At 43.2% G+C, this 17,687-nt stretch carries 17 protein-coding genes and 3 tRNA genes; 12 read left to right on the forward strand and 8 right to left on the reverse strand.

The annotated features are described in order from the left end of the window. Window positions 1-40: 40 nt before the first annotated feature. Window positions 41-2,005, forward strand: a complete 1,965-nt coding sequence (locus MHM87_RS00350) for a S9 family peptidase (RefSeq protein WP_239257490.1) — start codon at window positions 41-43, stop codon at window positions 2,003-2,005. A 144-nt stretch (window positions 2,006-2,149) separates the two neighbouring features. Continuing rightward, entirely contained in the window at window positions 2,150-2,863 is a 714-nt protein-coding gene (locus MHM87_RS00355; protein WP_239257491.1) for an SOS response-associated peptidase family protein, read from the forward strand. 76 nt (window positions 2,864-2,939) lie between these two features. Here MHM87_RS00355 and MHM87_RS00360 read toward each other — a convergent pair whose 3' ends face one another. From MHM87_RS00360 to MHM87_RS00385, 6 genes are all read right to left on the reverse strand, one after another. Next, the gene (locus MHM87_RS00360; RefSeq protein WP_014979395.1) at window positions 2,940-3,377 is read right to left on the reverse strand and encodes a host attachment protein; all 438 of its coding nucleotides are present in this window, start codon (window positions 3,375-3,377) and stop codon (window positions 2,940-2,942) included. Between the two features lie 270 nt (window positions 3,378-3,647). Beyond that, the gene (locus MHM87_RS00365) at window positions 3,648-3,995 is read right to left on the reverse strand and encodes a TusE/DsrC/DsvC family sulfur relay protein (RefSeq protein ID WP_014949623.1); all 348 of its coding nucleotides are present in this window, start codon (window positions 3,993-3,995) and stop codon (window positions 3,648-3,650) included. After that, entirely contained in the window at window positions 3,992-4,312 is a 321-nt protein-coding gene (locus MHM87_RS00370) for a DsrH/TusB family sulfur relay protein (protein WP_239257492.1), read from the reverse strand. Before MHM87_RS00370 ends, MHM87_RS00365 begins: the two co-directional genes overlap by 4 nt. Then, window positions 4,312-4,680, reverse strand: a complete 369-nt coding sequence (locus MHM87_RS00375; protein WP_239247687.1) for a DsrE family protein — start codon at window positions 4,678-4,680, stop codon at window positions 4,312-4,314. The genes MHM87_RS00370 and MHM87_RS00375 overlap by 1 nt, the downstream gene beginning before the upstream one ends. Next, window positions 4,680-5,069 (reverse strand): sulfurtransferase complex subunit TusD, encoded by a 390-nt coding sequence (gene tusD / locus MHM87_RS00380; protein ID WP_014976653.1) that lies wholly within the window; start codon window positions 5,067-5,069, stop codon window positions 4,680-4,682. The genes MHM87_RS00375 and tusD overlap by 1 nt, the downstream gene beginning before the upstream one ends. 55 nt (window positions 5,070-5,124) lie before the next feature. Beyond that, window positions 5,125-5,790, reverse strand: a complete 666-nt coding sequence (locus tag MHM87_RS00385; RefSeq protein WP_014949619.1) for a Bax inhibitor-1/YccA family protein — start codon at window positions 5,788-5,790, stop codon at window positions 5,125-5,127. A 239-nt stretch (window positions 5,791-6,029) separates the two neighbouring features. Here MHM87_RS00385 and MHM87_RS00390 point away from each other — a divergent pair. Both MHM87_RS00390 and MHM87_RS00395 read left to right on the forward strand, forming a co-directional pair. Next, window positions 6,030-6,121: transfer RNA gene (locus MHM87_RS00390), tRNA-Ser, on the forward strand. A 143-nt stretch (window positions 6,122-6,264) separates the two neighbouring features. Further along, window positions 6,265-7,731: a DUF3360 family protein gene (locus MHM87_RS00395; protein WP_239257493.1), complete on the forward strand. Its 1,467-nt coding sequence runs from the start codon at window positions 6,265-6,267 to the stop codon at window positions 7,729-7,731. Window positions 7,732-7,913: 182 nt separating this feature from the next. On the opposite strand, the gene MHM87_RS00400 is transcribed toward MHM87_RS00395, so the two are convergent. Continuing rightward, window positions 7,914-8,819, reverse strand: a complete 906-nt coding sequence (locus tag MHM87_RS00400; RefSeq protein WP_239257494.1) for a LysR family transcriptional regulator — start codon at window positions 8,817-8,819, stop codon at window positions 7,914-7,916. Window positions 8,820-9,013: 194 nt separating this feature from the next. Between MHM87_RS00400 and MHM87_RS00405 the strand changes: the two genes are divergently transcribed. From MHM87_RS00405 to MHM87_RS00420, 4 genes are all read left to right on the forward strand, one after another. Then, window positions 9,014-9,463, forward strand: a complete 450-nt coding sequence (locus MHM87_RS00405) for a DoxX family protein (protein ID WP_061095150.1) — start codon at window positions 9,014-9,016, stop codon at window positions 9,461-9,463. Between the two features lie 177 nt (window positions 9,464-9,640). Then, window positions 9,641-10,531 (forward strand): class III extradiol ring-cleavage dioxygenase, encoded by an 891-nt coding sequence (locus tag MHM87_RS00410; protein WP_239257495.1) that lies wholly within the window; start codon window positions 9,641-9,643, stop codon window positions 10,529-10,531. Between the two features lie 169 nt (window positions 10,532-10,700). Beyond that, a tRNA-Ser gene (locus MHM87_RS00415) sits at window positions 10,701-10,792 on the forward strand. 401 nt (window positions 10,793-11,193) lie between these two features. After that, window positions 11,194-11,285, forward strand: a tRNA-Ser gene (locus MHM87_RS00420). Window positions 11,286-11,355: 70 nt separating this feature from the next. Here MHM87_RS00420 and MHM87_RS00425 read toward each other — a convergent pair. Beyond that, the gene (locus tag MHM87_RS00425; protein WP_014949614.1) at window positions 11,356-11,757 is read right to left on the reverse strand and encodes a hypothetical protein; all 402 of its coding nucleotides are present in this window, start codon (window positions 11,755-11,757) and stop codon (window positions 11,356-11,358) included. A 428-nt stretch (window positions 11,758-12,185) separates the two neighbouring features. On the opposite strand from MHM87_RS00425, the gene ovoA reads away from it, so the two are divergent. The 4 genes from ovoA (at window position 12,186) to uvrY (ending at window position 17,659) form a co-directional block, all read left to right on the forward strand. Next, the gene (ovoA, locus tag MHM87_RS00430) at window positions 12,186-14,297 is read left to right on the forward strand and encodes a 5-histidylcysteine sulfoxide synthase (RefSeq protein ID WP_239257496.1); all 2,112 of its coding nucleotides are present in this window, start codon (window positions 12,186-12,188) and stop codon (window positions 14,295-14,297) included. A gap of 137 nt (window positions 14,298-14,434) precedes the next feature. Continuing rightward, window positions 14,435-15,898, forward strand: coding sequence for an aminotransferase class I/II-fold pyridoxal phosphate-dependent enzyme (locus tag MHM87_RS00435; protein ID WP_239257497.1), 1,464 nt, complete (start codon window positions 14,435-14,437; stop codon window positions 15,896-15,898). A gap of 207 nt (window positions 15,899-16,105) precedes the next feature. Beyond that, entirely contained in the window at window positions 16,106-16,834 is a 729-nt protein-coding gene (locus MHM87_RS00440) for a pirin family protein (RefSeq protein ID WP_069944393.1), read from the forward strand. Between the two features lie 180 nt (window positions 16,835-17,014). Then, window positions 17,015-17,659 carry a UvrY/SirA/GacA family response regulator transcription factor gene (uvrY, locus tag MHM87_RS00445; RefSeq protein ID WP_014949610.1) on the forward strand — a complete coding sequence of 215 codons (645 nt, stop codon included), beginning with the start codon at window positions 17,015-17,017 and terminating at the stop codon, window positions 17,657-17,659. Window positions 17,660-17,687: the final 28 nt, after the last annotated feature.

A 17,687-nucleotide genomic window follows, 5' to 3' on the forward strand; every position in this document is an offset into this window, starting at 1 on the left:
CCCGAATATAGGGGGCTTTTTTACATGGAGATAATTATAAATGAAAGCTCGTTTATCGCTTTTGAAAACGATTATGCTGGGAAGCCTAGCTTTCTCTTTTTCTACAAATGCTGAAGTGAAAACGCCCGTTTTAGAGGCTTTAGCAAAACACTCTCAGTATTTACAAATTAAAATATCCCCCGATGGTAAATATCTGGCATCTACTTCCAGAGATGATGATGGCGTTGTTTTCCTTACGGTACTTGATATTGAAAAGCAAAAAGTACAATCGATCACTCGAGGAAGGGGAAAAGAGTCAGTCGGCAGTTTCAACTGGTTAAATGATGAACGTCTCTTACTGAGCATGGTGCGTGAAGTCGGCGCCCTAGAGCAACCAGTCCCGACTGGAGAGTTGTTAGCGATGGATGCAGATGGCAGTGATAACGTGATCCTCACTGGCTACCGCTCTAAAAGTGGTGATACCCGATACTCTCAGGTCGTAGATTTTTTACCAGACGATCCAGATGCCATCGTCGTTTTTAGCGTTCAAGGGTCAACAAAAGAGCCTTTTTTGGATCTCTATAAAATGAAGGTGAGCAATGGGCGAAAAGCATCGTTGGGTAGAATGCCGTTACGTATGTATAAATCCACAGGAGATAGCTTACGAATCATAACCAACAGCAAAGGTGAAGCTTTGGCAATGACGAGCTCAGATCCTAATGAAAATAATCAAGTAACGCTAATGGTACGAAGTTCAGTAGACGACGACTGGCAAGTGGCATTTCAGGCGGAATCATTTGATTCATTTTTCAATCCATTAGTATTTTTGGCCGATGATAAAACGCTAGTTGGACTTAGTACTATTGAAACTGACACAGATGCTGTCGCAACTTATAACATTGATACTAAAAAGCACACTGTTTTAGCTGCCCATGAAATGGTTGATGTGGAGCCGATATTGCACGAAGTTAGAGGGCAAGTGCAAGAAGTCATAGGCGCGGAATATGAACATAAAGACCTCAGTGCTACTTACTTTAGTGAAGTTAAAAATACTGATGAACAACGAATTTTAGCTAGTTTACGTCAAGCGTTTAAGGGCAGTGTAGTGTCTATCACATCTTCGACGTATGACGGCTCAAAGATGATTGTAGCAGTTGGCGGGATTAATCAACCCACGGCTTATTATCTGTTTAATAAAAATAAAAAACAGTTAGCAAAACTGACTGATACGCGACCATGGTTAAACGATTTTGATATGCCCCAATCTAAAATTGTTACCTATAAGGCAAGAGATGGTCAGGAGATTTCGGGCATTCTTACTTTACCAGTAGGTGTATCAAAAAACCTTCCTTTAATAATGCATCCACACGGTGGTCCTCACGGTATAAAAGATACACTTACTGAAATGAGAAGCGATGCTAAAGTGTTGGCGGCTCACGGTTATGCTGTATTCCAACCTAATTTCAGAGGTTCAGGAGGCTATGGCTTAGAATTTCTGAAAGCAGGTTTCAAATCTTGGGGAACACTAATGATTGACGATATGACCGACGGCGTCAATTATCTAATTGAGCAAGGCATTGTTGATCAAAATAGAATGTGTGTTTATGGTGCTTCTTATGGTGGTTATGCCGCCCTCCAAAGTGTCATTAGAGAACCTGACTTATATAAGTGTACAGTAGGTTTTGTAGGAGTGTATGACCTAGCACTGATGAAATCTGCAGGCGACATTCCAGAGTCTCAATCTGGTATAAACTACTTGAATCGTGTATTGCCTGATGGTGATAGCCAATCTCCGGTAAAAAACGTCGATAAAATAAAGGTACCTGTATTCATCATCCAAGGTGAGGAAGATGTCCGCGTACCCAAAGAGCATGCTTTTGCGTTACGAGAAGAGTTAGAAAAGCGCAATAAACCGTACGAATGGATGATGAAGTCTGGCGAGGCACACGGTTTCTATAAAGAAGAAAACAACGTCGAGCGTTGGACTGCAATGATTGAGTTTTTTGATAAACACACCGCTAAATAGTTAGACTGAACAAACTGAGGTTTATCTTTAAAAAAAGGAAATGGGTGAATCCCTTTTCCTTTTTTTCATTTACCATGCAATATTTTGAGATATGGAACCTATAGAATTTTAAAATGGCGGAAGCATTTTTCAATACGAGGACTTATGTGCGGATTTATACAGCGTATTACTGACTCACCTGACGTTATTGCGCTACTTGAAGAAGTCGGGCTTACACAAACCATTCCGCTTTTTGTCAATGAATCTTCCACAAGCAATGTTATTGACTTTTATCCTGCATTTGGAAAAGTGCCTGAACGACAAATTACCAATTTAATTGTATCTGGTGATAGCACCATCGATGCTACATGGTGGTTTGATGCTAAGCCCGTTGGCGACACGTTAGAGGTTGGCAACAGAACCACATTCAATGCCCGTAATTTAGAAAGCCCTTATTGGAGCAAGTTCATTCGTGAACGACGCGCTGTGGTTGTCGCAACTGCAGTAGGGGAGTCAAACCCACTTGGTAAAGGAAAAGCGCACTTTTTAATGAAACCGGCTACTGGTGCATTGTTAATTGGCGCGGTATACCGGCGGTTTAGTAATGGCCTATTTTCCTGTGCAGTAGTGACGCGCCCACCCGTAGAGGGGTTTAGTCAGTATCATGAAAAATCCATTCCTTGCTTTCTTCCACATAATGCACATGCGATAAATGCGTGGTTAGCGGCTGACACACAAGGCTCATTGAACAATGAGGTAGAATATATTTTGAATAATCCTCGTGTTTATACCGATCTTGAAGTCACGCGAGTAAAGACGTTTAAAAGCGCCGAGGCAATCGGTGAGGTTAATGTGTTAAAAGCTGACGAAAACCGCTAACTTTTACTTATAAGCGAGTAAGAGAAGGCGGCAATGACAACAGCCGCCTGTGACAATCTAACTACTAAATAACGTTTTATTTAAGGTAGGAAAGCAAGGTTTCTTCGTCCGCGCCTAAAACATTCTTTTTCACTTCTTTGTCGACGACGTCTGAACATTGAGATGACATTCCGCTTCTCAATTTACCAAGAAATCCAGGCCCACTAATAATATCTATCGAGCCCAACGCACCTCGTTTACGCTCACCATCTAGCCAGTCAGCAATGTCACTAGCAAATCGTTCATCTTCGAGTTCGGCGGCATCTTTTCGATTCATGCTATCAACGCCTGGTACTTGCGAAGCGGGAGCCGATTGTCTGCCGGGTTTATCTGTATAAATGTCTTGGTCACTCGCGCCACTAAACTCGTTATGCCACTTTTTTACTTCAACAAGTGCACTTCCGTGGTTGGTATAGGTGTAAGCTGTGGCGTCGTCGTGGTTGGCCACAATTACGTAGTGTTTTTGAACTGTCATACAGCCTCCTATGTCCATTTATGTAAAACATTCACGTTTATGGTGTTCGGTAAAAGGCAAGTATGAAAAATATGCCTGAAACCCGAGATAAAACGCCAATGTAGGAGGGGAGTTGCAATATCAACACCAAGGCTAAAACAGTTAACAATAGGGTGGCTCTTCTGATAGCTACCTTAAATCGGGTTTCAACCCGTGAAGCAAATCAACAAGTGCTTTTAGCAGAAGGCTAGCCGGGGGCGCTAGCACTTTAAATATAATGTGCGATCGCCTTTACAAGCATTTCGCAGGTTTAGGTAATCCTGCTAGTTTAGTGGCTTGCTTCGCCGGGCCTTTTTTAAAGAGTCGCTGCAGGTAGCGGCTATTACCTTTTTCTGGCCCAAACTTATTGGCCATAGCTTTCACCAAAGCACGAATTGCTGGGCTGGTTTCGTACTCTTCATAGAATGCGCGTACGAAGCGCACCACTTCCCAGTGGGCTTCTGTTAATTCAATGTTCTCTTCTTGCGCCAGCAACTCAACCATATCTTCTTCCCAAAGGGTATAGTCGAGTAAATACCCGGCTTTGTCTGTAGGGATCGCTTGCCCTTTATAATTGAAGCTATAGGTTTCTTGTGTCATGAAAGGGGTATCCAGTGCTGATTTTTTGCTGATATTGCAGCAAGTTCTTTGTGAGAAATAGGATTAATATGTTCGGGAAGATTTGCGCCCCTGGTATTCGCATCTGTACTCAAGAACGACAGGTTTAGCGTTGATTTGTCTTTTACCGTGCTTTCTAGCGTATTGGCCAGCCGCTCAAAAAACGCGGTGTTTAATGCAGGGGCATAAACGCCATCACCAACAAATACAACATAAGTAGAAGTCGATTGCTCATAAGTGGCTTCAATAAGCTGTTTGTATTCAGTACACAAATTTGGCGTTGAAATAGTAATAAGCATTAGAATGTCACCACATGATCTGCGCTTTGGATAAGCGTGACCTTTTCTTCCGGGGTTATCCACTCACAGTCTAGCTCATCAACTAAACTGTTATTTGAAAGAACCTGCTCAATGTCGTAGGTATCTGCACTTGCTTTACACACAAAGCATTCTTCGATATCGAAAAACGGCATGCTAGCTAAACGTTTGGTGTGATTTTTTAGTCCTTTGGTAGACGCTGCCTTAACAAGCTGCAGTACACCTTGGCTTTCAAAAAGCACTTTAACATCGTGCCCATAGTTTGTGGCAGCAAGCGCAAAATCTAAACCGTCTTGGCTTTTAGCATTGGAAAAAGGGCTTTGCGTAAACCTAATAAGTAGTTGCGCCATTAGAATTGTACCAACCTGTTGCAATCATGGAGCGCAGTGAAGAATTCGCCCAAGCCAGCTTGCTCGAAAGGCGCGGTTAAGTTGGCCTGAGACAACCCATTCTCTTTCGCCTCTAACTCACTAACAATACCTCGCTTAACGGCGGCGGTAATGCATACAAGTAATTTCACGTTGTGCTCAGTAGCTAGAGTCTTCCAGCTATCAAGTACGAACAGCTCGTCGCCCGTCTTTAGCATTAAGTTATTGGTGTGGTGTACACCTTCGCTATAAAAGAAAACGTTGTTTATTACATCACCATTATCGATTACACCTTGTGCAAAGGAGAGGGCGCGTAACGCTGTATCGCCTTGAAACGGTGATGATGTGATAAGTACTGAATATTCTGCCATACAAATAAAAACACCCCGGTTAAGGGGTGTTTCTCTTTAAACCTTTAACGCTGTTTTAATCGTCGCCACCAAACGCACCTAGAAGGTGAAGGATAGACGTGAACAAGTTGTATATGTTCAAGTATAGCGAAACTGTTGCACGAATGTAGTTTGTTTCACCACCGTGAATGATACGACTTGTATCAAACAAGATGAAACCTGACATAATAAACACAATCGCTGCACTGATTGCTAAGCTTACCGCTGGAACTGCGAAAAAGATGTTCGCAATAGCAGCTACAAGCACTACAACTAGACCTACTACCAAGAATCCGCCCATAAACGAGAAGTCTTTCTTAGTGGTAAGTGCGTAGCCAGAAAGCGCGAAGAACACAAGAGCTGTTGCACCTAGCGCTTCCATGATCAAGCCTGGGCCCGCAACGCCTAGATAGAAATTAAGCGTGTAACCTAGTGATGCACCCATTAAACCCGTGAATGCAAACACCCAGTAGATACCAGATGCTGAATCAGCTTTTTTCTGAACTACAAATAACGTAATAAAAGCGCCGATAGTCATAACAAGAGACATCATAGGAGAAATGCCTACTGCCATTGCTATACCAGCACAAACCGCACTAAACGCCAGTGTCATCGCAAGCAGCATATAGGTGTTGCGTAGAACCTTGTTCGTCTGCAATACCGATGGTTGAGATGCACTTGAATACATCGAACGTTGATCCATTGTTTCCTCCAACAGGACTTATGATATGACCAAAATGGTACACAATTGTTTAGTGTATGTTGTATGGGTTTTAGTTCCCATTTTCAAGTAGTTTCAGATGAAAATGGTGTCAGGTGAATATAAAAACATCTCTTATACGTGCTAAACAGTCTATTTGGTTGAAATCTCGGCACTTAGACAACTTTTTTAATTTTTCGCTTTACAGTCATAAAAATATCATTAAGATACGCAGCACTTCAGGAGAGTTGGCAGAGCCCGGTTTAATGCACCTGACTTGAAATCAGACGTGGGGTCAAACCCACCGGGGGTTCGAATCCCTCACTCTCCGCCATATTATGAAAACCCGCACATTGTTGCGGGTTTTTTTATGCCCGTCTTCCACGTTAGACTTTCGTATAAGACCACAGTCGCATTGTTACATTCCATTCACATGTTTAGGCTTGCGCTTTTCTTCGCGCAATCTAAAGGTGTTATGTGTCACAAGAAAGTTCTTCTTATCAAAATCTTCACAAACCGAGCACTAGTTTTAAATCAAGAGACGAATATTTAAATCACGAACTTCAAGTACTTTCTCCAAAACGTTGGCGGTTGAACCTGCCTGGTAAAGACTACCGCGTTGAGTGGGAAGACTTCGTGCCAGGCATGGCGGCGACCATAGGAAAAATCGTTATGGTTGCCGCCGTAGTAGGTGCATTCGCAGCACCGCTAGGGCTATCTCCTGAGTTTGTTATTGAAAACGTGCGCTTTGAATTACTCATTGCAGCAGTCTTGTTCGTTGTTCTGATTTCCGGTTTTCTGAACCCGTCAGCTAATTTAGCAGGTACACACGGCCCCTTACTGCCCTTGGTACCCCTTATTGTTGCATCTGGCGGCCATCCCATGGCGCTCGGTCTGCTCATTGGACTCTTTGGTTTTATTTTAGGAATAACGAAGGGCGGCAGTGTGCTTGCTAGGCTAACCAGTAACGGTGTATGCGGTGGGTTGCTGTTGTATTTAGGGTTTATTGGCATTACAGGCCAGGTGAAGAAACTCTTTGCGTGGGCAGAAAGCTTCGATATGGCTTACTTAGCCTTCGTGGTGATCATTGCCACTATCTTAATGTATGCATGGCTAGAGCATATTCAAAAGCGTTGGCTAGCCATTCCGCTTGGTGCGGTGATGGCGGCGGTCATTGCGTTTTCCTTCGGTGCGCCATTTGAGTTCACAACGTCGCCGGGTATGCCTAACTTGAACCCTGCTTATTGGTGGGGGGAAGACACAGGTTGGAAACTAGGCCTGCCAGACTGGTCACATTTCATTGCTGTGCTGCCTTTTGCTGTGCTGGCTGTGTCTATGTGGTCGCCAGATTTCTTAGGTCATCAAGTCTTCCAAAAGCTTAGCTACCCTAAAAAAAGTGAACGAGCGCACATGAATATAGATGACACCATGATTGCTGCATCTAGTCGTCAGGCAGTGGGAAGCCTATTGGGAGGGGGGAATATCTCATCTTCGTGGGGGACCTACATTATTCCGGCTTCAATCGCGCGCAGACCCATACCCGGTGGTGCATTAGTTACTGGGTTTTTGTGCGTTGTAGCGGCACTTTGGGGTTACCCCATGGATCTAGCAATTTGGCCGCCAGTGCTTTGCGTAGCGCTTATTGTTGGGGTCTTTCTGCCGCTAATGGAAGCCGGTATGCAAATGACGCGTGAAGGTAAAACGACGCAATCTGCCGCATTGGTGGTGATCTCCTCTGTATTAGTTAATCCAGTATTCGGATGGTCTTTTACCATGCTTTTGGATAATTTGGGGCTCGTTGGGTGCAAAGATAGAGCTGGAGAGCTCGGCAAAGCAGGGCGCTGGCTAATTCCAGGAATTACGTTTTTGGTGTTATGTACCGTTATGGCACTAATTGGTATGTTCCCGGGGGTGCCCGCGATTATGGAAACCTTCAGAATGTGATGAGGGCTTTAGGGTAAGGTTACTCCTTTAAAGTTTAAGTCACTGAAACCAGATAGGCTATTACGCGAACGGCGTCGGAGGTGTTTCTCCACGCCGTTATTATTTAATTTATTAAGCTGATATCCCTCATACACTGAAGTTACGTTTTTACCACATAAATTAAGCGTTACGCGTACCGCGATTTACTTGTCCCAGTAGGGCGTACTTTCAAAATAGCTTGATAAAAAGTCAATGAAAACCCTTAGCTTATTAGAAATGAGCTTACGATGAGGATAGACCGCATACAAAGAGATAGCTTGCGGTACGAAATCGTCCAGTATGGACACGAGTTCCCCGTTTTTGAGCGCTTCACCGGCAATGAAGGTAGGTTGAAGTACATAACCTTCACCCTGCTTTGCTACATTGGTTAGGACTTCTCCATTATTGGCGGTTAGCTTAGGCGTCACAGTCTGGGCATTTGCTTTGAGCGCCGCAATAAGCGCTGATTTATCGTTATCGTAGTTGACGTAGGAGTACTCAAGATAGTGTTCAGGTTTTAATTCAGCTGGATGTTGCGGTGTGCCATATTTTTCCAGGTAGGCTGGTGAAGCGCACAGGGCCAGCTTTATCGTTGTGATTTTCTTGGCCACCAGCGACGAGTTAACTAGGTGACCTGCACGTATTGCTACATCAAAGCCTTCGTCTATCACATCAATCTTTCTATCGTTTAGCTGCAAGTTTATCGATACGTGAGGGTGTGCTTGTTGAAACGCACTGAGTGCACTCGCTAAATGTAATGTTGAGAAAGAGACAGGGGCACTTACGTGCAGAACTCCCTTTGCTTCTGTATTGAGCAACCCAAGCTGACTTTCCATATCGGTTACGCTTTCAAGAATATGATTTGCATGTTGCAAACACTGTTGACCAGCCTCGGTTAGGTGAATTTTTCTTGTAGTGCGATTGAATAAACGCGTATCAAGTTGCTTCTCTAATTCGGCAACATACTTGCTTACGAGTTGGTTTGACGTGTCTAGCTTTTCTGCAGCTTTTGTAAAACTGCCTTCATTCGCAACAACGCAGAAGGTTTTCAGTAGCGATAATTTATCCATCGTTTAGTCATTCGTCTCTATAAACAACAAATTGTTGGTAATCATTCAATATTTAACCGCTTTATTCAATAGGTGTTGGTAACTATTCTATATGCATCAGGTTAGCGCTGTGCCAACTCAATGAAGTCAGGCGGAGCGTTCATCACTTTTTAGATATGACACTTTCAATTACGAGAGACTTTGAGGATTCAACAATGAACAAGCAATTTCTGAAAAACATTTTTACTTCTAACAGCAGTATTTCTAGTTTGGTTTTACGTGTGCCTGTGGGCATTATCCTTACCGCTCACGGCGCACAAAAGCTTTTTGCGTGGTTTGGTGGCTATGGATTAGAAGGCACAGGTCAGTGGATGGAAAGCATTGGTTTAGCGCCAGGCTTTTTAATGGCATTGCTGGCCGGCAGCGCTGAGTTTTTTGGCGGGCTAGCACTTATCATAGGTTTTCTAACACGTCCAGCCGCTTTAGTAAGTGCATTCACAATGGTGATTGCGATTTTTAGTGTACATGCAGCAAACGGTTTATTTATGACTAACAACGGTTACGAGTTTGCACTAACGCTACTTGCTGCAACAGGTGCGCTAGCTATTCAAGGTGGCGGTAAATTTTCAATCGACTCTCTTATTAGTCACAAGCTTAATAAATAGCGGTTGTGAGATTCGACGACTAACGAAACCGGCCAAAATGCGCCGGTTTCAATGGCTATGGAGCCCCTATATCAATCCGCGTAGATAATTGCCCACTCAGAAGACGCTGGTAAGTTTCCTAGCGACGCGTGGGAACGCAGGAATGGTATTCTCTACATCTAACAAGGTATGGTTTTTATGCAACAGCGAACGCAAACGCACCCGTCAGTGCGAATTAACACCGCTTATATTTCTCATGGTGGAGGGCCGCTTCCACTTCTTGAAATGCAGTCAGAGGGAGAGGCGAGAACGCCTGCCTATCACATTGAAATGATTGAAGCGCTCAAAGCATTATCAACAGATTTACCCAAGCCTGATGCAGTCATAGTGATTAGTGCCCATTGGGAAGATACTGAAGTCTGTGTAACTACTCATCCAGAACCTTCCTTGATTTATGACTATTATGGCTTCCCTAAAGAGGCGTATTCCCTTGAATATCCGGCCAAAGGAGAAGTAGCGCTCGCAACTTTATTACTAAAGCGCTTAGCAGAACAAGGCATTGCTGCACGGGAGGATAGGGCACGCGGTTTCGATCATGGAATGTTCATTCCCCTAAGTATTATGTACCCCAGTGCCGATGTACCCTGTATTCAACTATCCATTACGTCTGATTTGGATTCTAAAAAGCATGTGCTATTGGGGGAAGCAATTAGGAAAGCTGTTGAACTCGGGGTAGAACCTGTAAATAATGAAGCAAAGAACGAAGTGAATATTTTAGTATTGGGCTCGGGGTCTTCTTTTCACAATATGCAGGGCTTTTTTGATAGCTCCGATGAGGCAATGCGAAAAGCAACGCGCTTTAATAACTGGCTTCAGACAACTATGCAGACCAGTGCCTACAGCGAGAATGAACGCAAAGCTCGTCTTGTTGAATGGTACAGCGCGCCGGATGCGCGATACGCCCATCCTAGAGAAGAGCACCTTCTCCCTCTCCATGTTTGTTATGGTGTTAATAATAGAGCAGCTGATAAAGCCATGTCTTTAACGCTTCTAACCAAACCTGCAAGCATGTTTGTGTGGTGTGATTGACCAGTGCTTCACATTGCCGCGTCAGTGCAACACCTGATTGAATAACGCCTGCGTTAAACGAGAGCAATTAAATTTTGAACACTTTGATTATCAATTGGTCGTTTGAGTAAAAATGTTAAAATTAGTGCTTTACAGTCCCACATAAATCATTAAGATACGCAGCACTTCAGGAGAGTTGGCAGAGCCCGGTTTAATGCACCTGACTTGAAATCAGACGTGGTGTCAAACCCACCGGGGGTTCGAATCCCTCACTCTCCGCCAAATACGGAAAACCCGCACATTGTTGCGGGTTTTTTTATGGGTTAAATTTACGCGCTTTAGTATATGGCTATAGCCAAGAGTGAAACCTACGCAAAACTATATTGTTCAAAGCTAAACGAACATTATCATTTTGGCCTCATGAACTGTCGACGTGCATAGAATACCTAATGAGAATTTTTGAGTGAGAACTTCAATCGCTTTTAAAAAACGTCGTTTTAAGTTTTACGTGCATTTATAGTAGGTTAACGCTAATAGTGTTTTTAAATAATGAGAACGCAGGTCATTTTCTACCAAGATGGTTATTATTCTTGCGAAAAGGTGAATATTTCACCAGTTGATTGATTTAATTGAAATTAGTGCTTTACAGCGTCACGTAAATCATTAAGATAAGCGTCACTTCAGGAGAGTTGGCAGAGCCCGGTTTAATGCACCTGACTTGAAATCAGACGTGGGGTCAAACCCACCGGGGGTTCGAATCCCTCACTCTCCGCCAAATACGAAAAACCCGCACTTAGTTGCGGGTTTTTTTATGGGTCAAATAAAAACGTGCTGCTAGAACGTTTTCAACCGACCTCGTTACACGTTGTAGTGTCGATACTTATCACCGCATAAAAATCATTATTCTTATCGTTGTACAAATAATTAACTGTAATTCCATGTCGCCTAAAAATTTCTTGCGAGGGTGAAGTGCACACATACGGATAGAGCTTCTTTTGTTGTTCCTCTACAAATTGATTAACGCCTTTGTTTTGAGTCAACGTCATAGAGCGATAGTGATAAGTGATCTCTCCGTCACTGGTTGATAGGCGCTCCATAGTGAGTGTTGGGTTTACAATTAAAGGGGTACTCTTATTGCCTTTGCGAACGGCTTCATTGAGAAGCGCATTAGTATAGTTGTCAGCCGCAGTCGCGGGTGAACCGTACAACGAGAGCAGCGTTACTGCTATGTAAATTACTGATTTCATGTTAAGAAAAATCCTTTTTCGTTTCTGAAGGTGTGAAGGTATAAGCGTATAAGTATGCTGTTTACCGACGCAGCTTATTAGCCAACGTTGAATCGGGCATTTAGTAAGCTAGGTAAACGTAACATGATAACCAACGGTATCTCCATGCTTTTTATGATCACGAGCTTTAAGTTGAACGGTGTTTCACAGCATCATCGCAGGCATAAGTTTGTTATGAAATATTTTCTGATCTCATCCTGTCTGTATCTTGTAATTACAGGACATTCCATAAAAACCTAGTTATGTCGCGCTTTATTCATAAAAGCTTGGTATACATAAAGGGTTAGCAATCAACTGAAATCATTACGGCATTTTAAAGCGCTCTTCTTTTAGTCTTATGGCGCTGGTCCTACGCAGTTGGTAGTAATAACAAAAATCGAGAGGACATTATGCAGGCAATGCCCACACTTAATTTACGGGACGGAACAGTTGAGCAAAAAAGACAGGAAATTAAGGCTTATTTCCTCGATTCCTTTGATACCTACGAATCGCTTTTCTCTTGTCTTGCCAATGATGACGTATTTTATCAACGACCTGAAAAGTTGCGCCATCCGTTAATTTTCTATTTTGGTCATACTGCTACTTTCTTTATCAATAAATTAGTACTGTCTAAGGCAATAAACGAGCGCATTAACCCAAAATTTGAATCGCTATTTGCCATTGGTGTTGATGAAATGAGTTGGGATGATCTTAACGATGAAAATTACGACTGGCCGAAGGTGGAAGAGGTGCGTCAATATCGTAATCAAGTGCGCACATTGGTATGTGATTTAATAGATACCATGTCTTTTAGCATGCCTATTGACTGGGAAAGCCCAATGTGGCCCGTTGTAATGGGAATAGAGCATGAACGTATTCATTTAGAAACCTCATCTGTTCTAATCAGACAGCTACCCATTGCATCGGTACGCCCCAGCCCAGAATGGCCTGCATGTAGCACTATGCAAACTAATGCTGAAGCGTTAGAGGCTAATGTTTTAATGACCGTTCCGGCACAGAAAGTTATAAATGACAAAGCGTGGGACAGTGCTTATTACGGCTGGGACAATGAATATGGTTCTCAGCAAGAATCCGTTAGCGAGTTTAGTGCGTCTAAATTTCTTGTAAGTAATGGTGAGTTTTTATCATTTGTGCAAGAAGGCGGCTATAACAACGCAAAATACTGGGAGGCTGAAGGCAATAAGTGGCGTGAATACACTAAAGCTCAGTATCCTGTATTTTGGATTAAAAAGGGTGATGATTATTTATATCGCAGCATGCTTGAAGAGCATCCACTACCTTTAGATTGGCCTGTGGATGTGAATTATCATGAAGCGAAAGCTTTTTGTAACTACTTGAGTGAAAAAACGGGTGATCTTATTCGTCTGCCGACTGAAAATGAATGGCAAGCGTTACGACAGCAGGCTGGTGTAACACAAACCGTATACAGCGAAGGATTCAACATAGCGCTGCAAAAGTATGCGTCGAGTGAACCTGTTAATGTTAATAAGTCCGGCGAATTTTATGATGTTGTTGGCAACGTATGGCAATGGACAGAAACACCCATCTATCCGTTTGAGGGCTTTATCGTTCATCCTCTATATGACGACTTTACAACACCAACATTCGACAATAAGCATAACCTCATTAAAGGCGGTAGTTGGGTATCTACAGGTAACGAAGCAATGAAAGATAGTCGTTACGCTTTTAGGCGCCACTTCTTTCAGCACGCGGGGTTTCGGTATGTTCAAGGAAAGCGAGTTATAGCAGTGAACGATTTTGATTATGAAAGTGATACACAGGTTTCGCAATACAGTGAATTCCATTACGGCGACGAGTACTACGGCGTCCCTAATTTTGCTAAAGCCAGTGCGCAGTTTTGTATTGACGCTATGCAAGGGCGTCAACACGCTAAAGCGTTAGATTTGGGGTGTGCCGTTGGTCGGTCTACCTTTGAACTTGCAAAATACTTCGATCATGTCGATGGCATCGATTTTTCTGCACGCTTCATAAAAACAGCGTTTGAGATGCAAGAGCGTGGTGAAATACGCTATAACCTTATAGAAGAAGGTGAACTTTCGTCGTTTAAGGCGCGCAAGCTCTCTGCGCTCGGTTTAGATGACAGTGTAGACAAGGTTGCTTTCGCACAAGGTGATGCGTGTAATTTGAAGCCGCAATTCACAGGCTACGACTTGATCTTCTTAGGCAACCTTATTGATAGAGTGTATAGTCCAAGAAAGGTATTAACGGACATGGCCACGCGGCTAAATAAAGGTGGATTGCTCGTTGTCGCCAGCCCCTTTACATGGTTGGAAGAGTATACCGAAAGAAGTGAATGGTTGGGCGGCTACAAAGATGAAAATGGTGAAACGCTTAGCTCTACTCAGGCGCTTGAAGATGCATTAGGTCAAAGCTTTAAACGAATTGCTGAACCTAAAGACATTCCATTTGTCATTCGAGAAACAAAGCGGAAATACCAGCATACGCTTTCTGAATTTAACGTGTTTGAAAAGATAGAATAACACGGTGGCTATTAAAGCGTGTGTGCAGTGTAAAGTGAGCACGGTACGCGTGTAACGTGCTTATAAGTATAGTAGATTTCAGAAGGCCTTTAGCCAATAGTAAATGCGTAAGGCTATATAAATAGGATAATGTGAAGGTGAGCAACGCGCTAAGCCATTTCCCCGTGTTCAACGCTATGCAAAGCGAGTTTATGCCTTACAAGGATGTATGGCAGGCACCTTCTCACCTGAAACTCGATCAAACCCGTCTTAAATATTCAGCGATATTTCGCCGCTTTCAGGGCGCGTCTTCATCTCAAGCGAACGTTGTCGCGTCTCAGCAAGACCCTATTCCAATGTGGATAGCGGATATGGACATCCCACCTTGTGATGAAATTCTCAGCGCGATTACACAAAACCTTCGCTCTACTTATGGATATCAGTCCCTTGATATCGGTGACGCGGTAGCAAAACGTTTTGAGCGTACCACGCAAAAAAGTAGTCGCTTTAAAGTAGAAAGTGGCGATGTTGTGGATGTTGCGAGCGCAATAGGAGCAATAGACGTTGCGCTTCACACTTTTTGCCAACCTGGTCAAAAAGTCATGGTATTAACACCAACTTATTCCCCTTTAACGGAGGCTATTAAAAATAACGGCTTAACACCAGTATCTATTCCAGTCATTCAAAACGCGCGTCAAATTCAGACTAAGCTTTCTGAAGTTGCCGCGACAAAGGGTAGCGACAAGAGTCGTCAGGAAGACGTCGAAGGTTCTTACTCAACTATAGATACTTCAGCCTTCGACAGTGCTGCGGCTGCATTCGTGATTTGCCATCCTAATAACCCTACGGGTACAGTGTTAAGTGCAGAAGAGCAGCGTGTTATTATGAGCTTCTGCGCCAAGAACGATATTTTAATGATCACTGATGAGGTGCACAGCGAGTTTGCATTTAACTCGTCAAATGAACCAACGCTAATCCCCATGTTTGGTGCAGAGGTAAGCAATAAGAGCAAGGGGCGCCAAGAAAGTCTAAATGGTGGTAACATCCATACTCATCAACTGCCACGAATTATCCACATTAATAGCGTGTCCAAAGCGTTTAACCTAGCGAGTATTCCAGGTGCATCGTATGCGGTCATTAAGGATAAAACGATCAGAGAGACGTTTGCCCAAGCTATTAATAGCAGGCACCTTAACGCAAGTAACTTAGGAAAAGTTGCGTTGATTGCCGCCTATGAGAAGGGAAGTACTTGGTTAGACAGCGTAAAAAGTGCGTTGAGCTTCAACCGAAAGCTTGTTGTGTGCTTCTTTGAGCACTATGGTTTATCTGTTAATTATACAATGGGCAGCGCTGGTTATTTCTTGTGGCTAGACCTTTCAACATTCCCTTCGCATTTAACACAGCCGAACAGTATCGCTTCTGTGGATGGAGCTCCTTTAGGTGACGCTTCTCGTCAACCTCTCAAATATTCACCCGTGACCACTGTGGAAGGATGTATTGAGCGAGGCGTGATAGGTAACGACGGCGCGACCTTTGGTTCTCCACACCATATTAGGCTAAATTTAGCCTGTCACCCTGCGGTTGTAGAAACCGCGCTGCACAGACTGTGCTTTATTTCTTAGCGTAGCTTAACCCGCATCTGTTGACCGATAGTTAGTTTAATTCTAAATATTAGAATAATAAGCTCAAATATATGACATTTTATTCCTATTAAAGAGGATTAAAATGGCCTTATTAAATAATTAGCCCTTGACACATGTTTTATCGCCCAGCGTTACTCCTGTTGGGGAGAAGAGCCAGTGGCGGCTTACGGTTATAAGGAATGCAAGATGATGTATTTGAGAAAAGCGAATGAAAGAGGAAAAGTGAACTTTGGCTGGCTAAAAAGCCAACATAGCTTTTCGTTTGGACATTATTATGATGCAAAACATATGGGGTTTTCAGCGCTACGGGTTATCAATGACGATGTTGTTCAGGCCGGCAGAGGTTTTGAAACCCACGGTCACAGAGATATGGAGATAATTTCATATGTTGTGAGCGGTGCTTTAAAGCACAAGGATAATACCGGTAATGAGTACGTAGTGCCTGCGGGTGACGTGCAAGTAATGAGTGCAGGTAAGGGTATTATGCATTCGGAGTTTAACCCTTCTACTGAAGAGCCTGTTAACTTTCTGCAAATTTGGATTGTGCCCAATGAAAAAGGCGGTACGCCCAGCTATGCGCAAAAAACCTTTGGCACACAGGCAGGTGGAAATAACCATGATTCAAAGCTTGAATTATTAGTAAGTGATGACGGTAGGGAAGGGTCATTACGCATTAAGCAAAATGCGGCAATCAGCCGTTTAACTTTGAAAGCTGGCGAAACATGGGAGCATGGCACTGAAGACCAAAAGGGTTACCTTCATATGATTAGCGGTAATGTACAGGCTGTGGTAGACAGTGAAACGAATGCAGTTGAAATAGAGGCAGGCGATGCTTTGGGTATTTACGAGCAAGACATCATTCGTCTGAAAGCCTCAGAGGAAAGTGTGGCCTTGTGGTTTGAATTACCTAAATAGCTGCCTAAAAGTAATCTAGATCAATAATTTAGTTTCAAATTGTGTATCTCTACTTCACGAATTCTTATCTCGTGGTATGATGACTTGGATAAGGTTAAAGGCTGGTAATACTTCTCATTAATGAGCATTTTCAGTCTTTATTCCAGTTGTATGTAAAACTGAAGTCAGTGAGATACTAGAGTGATAAAAATAATCCTAGCAGATGACCATGATTTGGTCAGAACAGGGATACGCCGGATTCTGGAAGACGTAGACGATTTTACTATTCTCGCAGAAGCGAAGAACGGTGAAGACGCGGTACTTTTGTGCCGAAAAAACGCGCCAGATGTGGTACTCATGGACGTGAATATGCCCGGTATTGGTGGACTGGAGGCGACAAAGAAAATTGTTCGTATGTCTGAAAATACGCGTGTTATTTGTGTTTCAATGCACAAGGAAAGTCCTATTCCAATGCAAGTTATGGACGCAGGCGCATACGGTTTTCTGACAAAAGATGCAGAGCCAGACGAAGTAATACGCGCTATCCATAAAGTTGCGGCAGGACAAAAGTATGTTGATCAAGAAGTGGCCAATAGCATCGCCATCGGTAAGTTATTGCCTAGTTCGGATAATCCGTTTGACGAGCTATCGAGTAGAGAACTTACAATAGCAATGCGATTAACCGAAGGTCACAAAGTGCCGGATATAGCCCGAGAACTCAGTATTAACTCAAAAACGGTTAATACTTACCGTTATCGAATGTTTCAAAAGTTAGGCGTAAATTCTGATGTAGAGCTAACGCACTTGGCCTATCGTCATAAGCTTATCAATCCTAACACCTTTTAAGCGTCACTAGACGCGCAACGTCAAAGTG

This window comes from Alteromonas sp. Cnat3-28 (assembly GCF_022348265.1).
In the GTDB taxonomy this organism is placed as follows: Bacteria; Pseudomonadota; Gammaproteobacteria; order Enterobacterales; family Alteromonadaceae; genus Alteromonas; species Alteromonas macleodii.

Excerpts from the sequence above, each read along its gene's own strand:
- MHM87_RS00350 (WP_239257490.1), top strand. The coding sequence starts at position 41 with ATGAAAGCTCGTTTATCGCTTTTGAAAACGATTATGCTGGGAAGCCTA.
- MHM87_RS00355 (WP_239257491.1), top strand. The coding sequence starts at position 2,150 with ATGTGCGGATTTATACAGCGTATTACTGACTCACCTGACGTTATTGCG.
- MHM87_RS00360 (WP_014979395.1), bottom strand. The coding sequence starts at position 3,377 with ATGACAGTTCAAAAACACTACGTAATTGTGGCCAACCACGACGACGCC.
- MHM87_RS00365 (WP_014949623.1), bottom strand. The coding sequence starts at position 3,995 with ATGACACAAGAAACCTATAGCTTCAATTATAAAGGGCAAGCGATCCCT.
- MHM87_RS00370 (WP_239257492.1), bottom strand. The coding sequence starts at position 4,312 with ATGCTTATTACTATTTCAACGCCAAATTTGTGTACTGAATACAAACAG.
- MHM87_RS00375 (WP_239247687.1), bottom strand. The coding sequence starts at position 4,680 with ATGGCGCAACTACTTATTAGGTTTACGCAAAGCCCTTTTTCCAATGCT.
- tusD (WP_014976653.1), bottom strand. The coding sequence starts at position 5,069 with ATGGCAGAATATTCAGTACTTATCACATCATCACCGTTTCAAGGCGAT.
- MHM87_RS00385 (WP_014949619.1), bottom strand. The coding sequence starts at position 5,790 with ATGGATCAACGTTCGATGTATTCAAGTGCATCTCAACCATCGGTATTG.
- MHM87_RS00400 (WP_239257494.1), bottom strand. The coding sequence starts at position 8,819 with ATGGATAAATTATCGCTACTGAAAACCTTCTGCGTTGTTGCGAATGAA.
- MHM87_RS00405 (WP_061095150.1), top strand. The coding sequence starts at position 9,014 with ATGAACAAGCAATTTCTGAAAAACATTTTTACTTCTAACAGCAGTATT.
- MHM87_RS00410 (WP_239257495.1), top strand. The coding sequence starts at position 9,641 with ATGCAACAGCGAACGCAAACGCACCCGTCAGTGCGAATTAACACCGCT.
- MHM87_RS00425 (WP_014949614.1), bottom strand. The coding sequence starts at position 11,757 with ATGAAATCAGTAATTTACATAGCAGTAACGCTGCTCTCGTTGTACGGT.
- ovoA (WP_239257496.1), top strand. The coding sequence starts at position 12,186 with ATGCAGGCAATGCCCACACTTAATTTACGGGACGGAACAGTTGAGCAA.
- MHM87_RS00440 (WP_069944393.1), top strand. The coding sequence starts at position 16,106 with ATGATGTATTTGAGAAAAGCGAATGAAAGAGGAAAAGTGAACTTTGGC.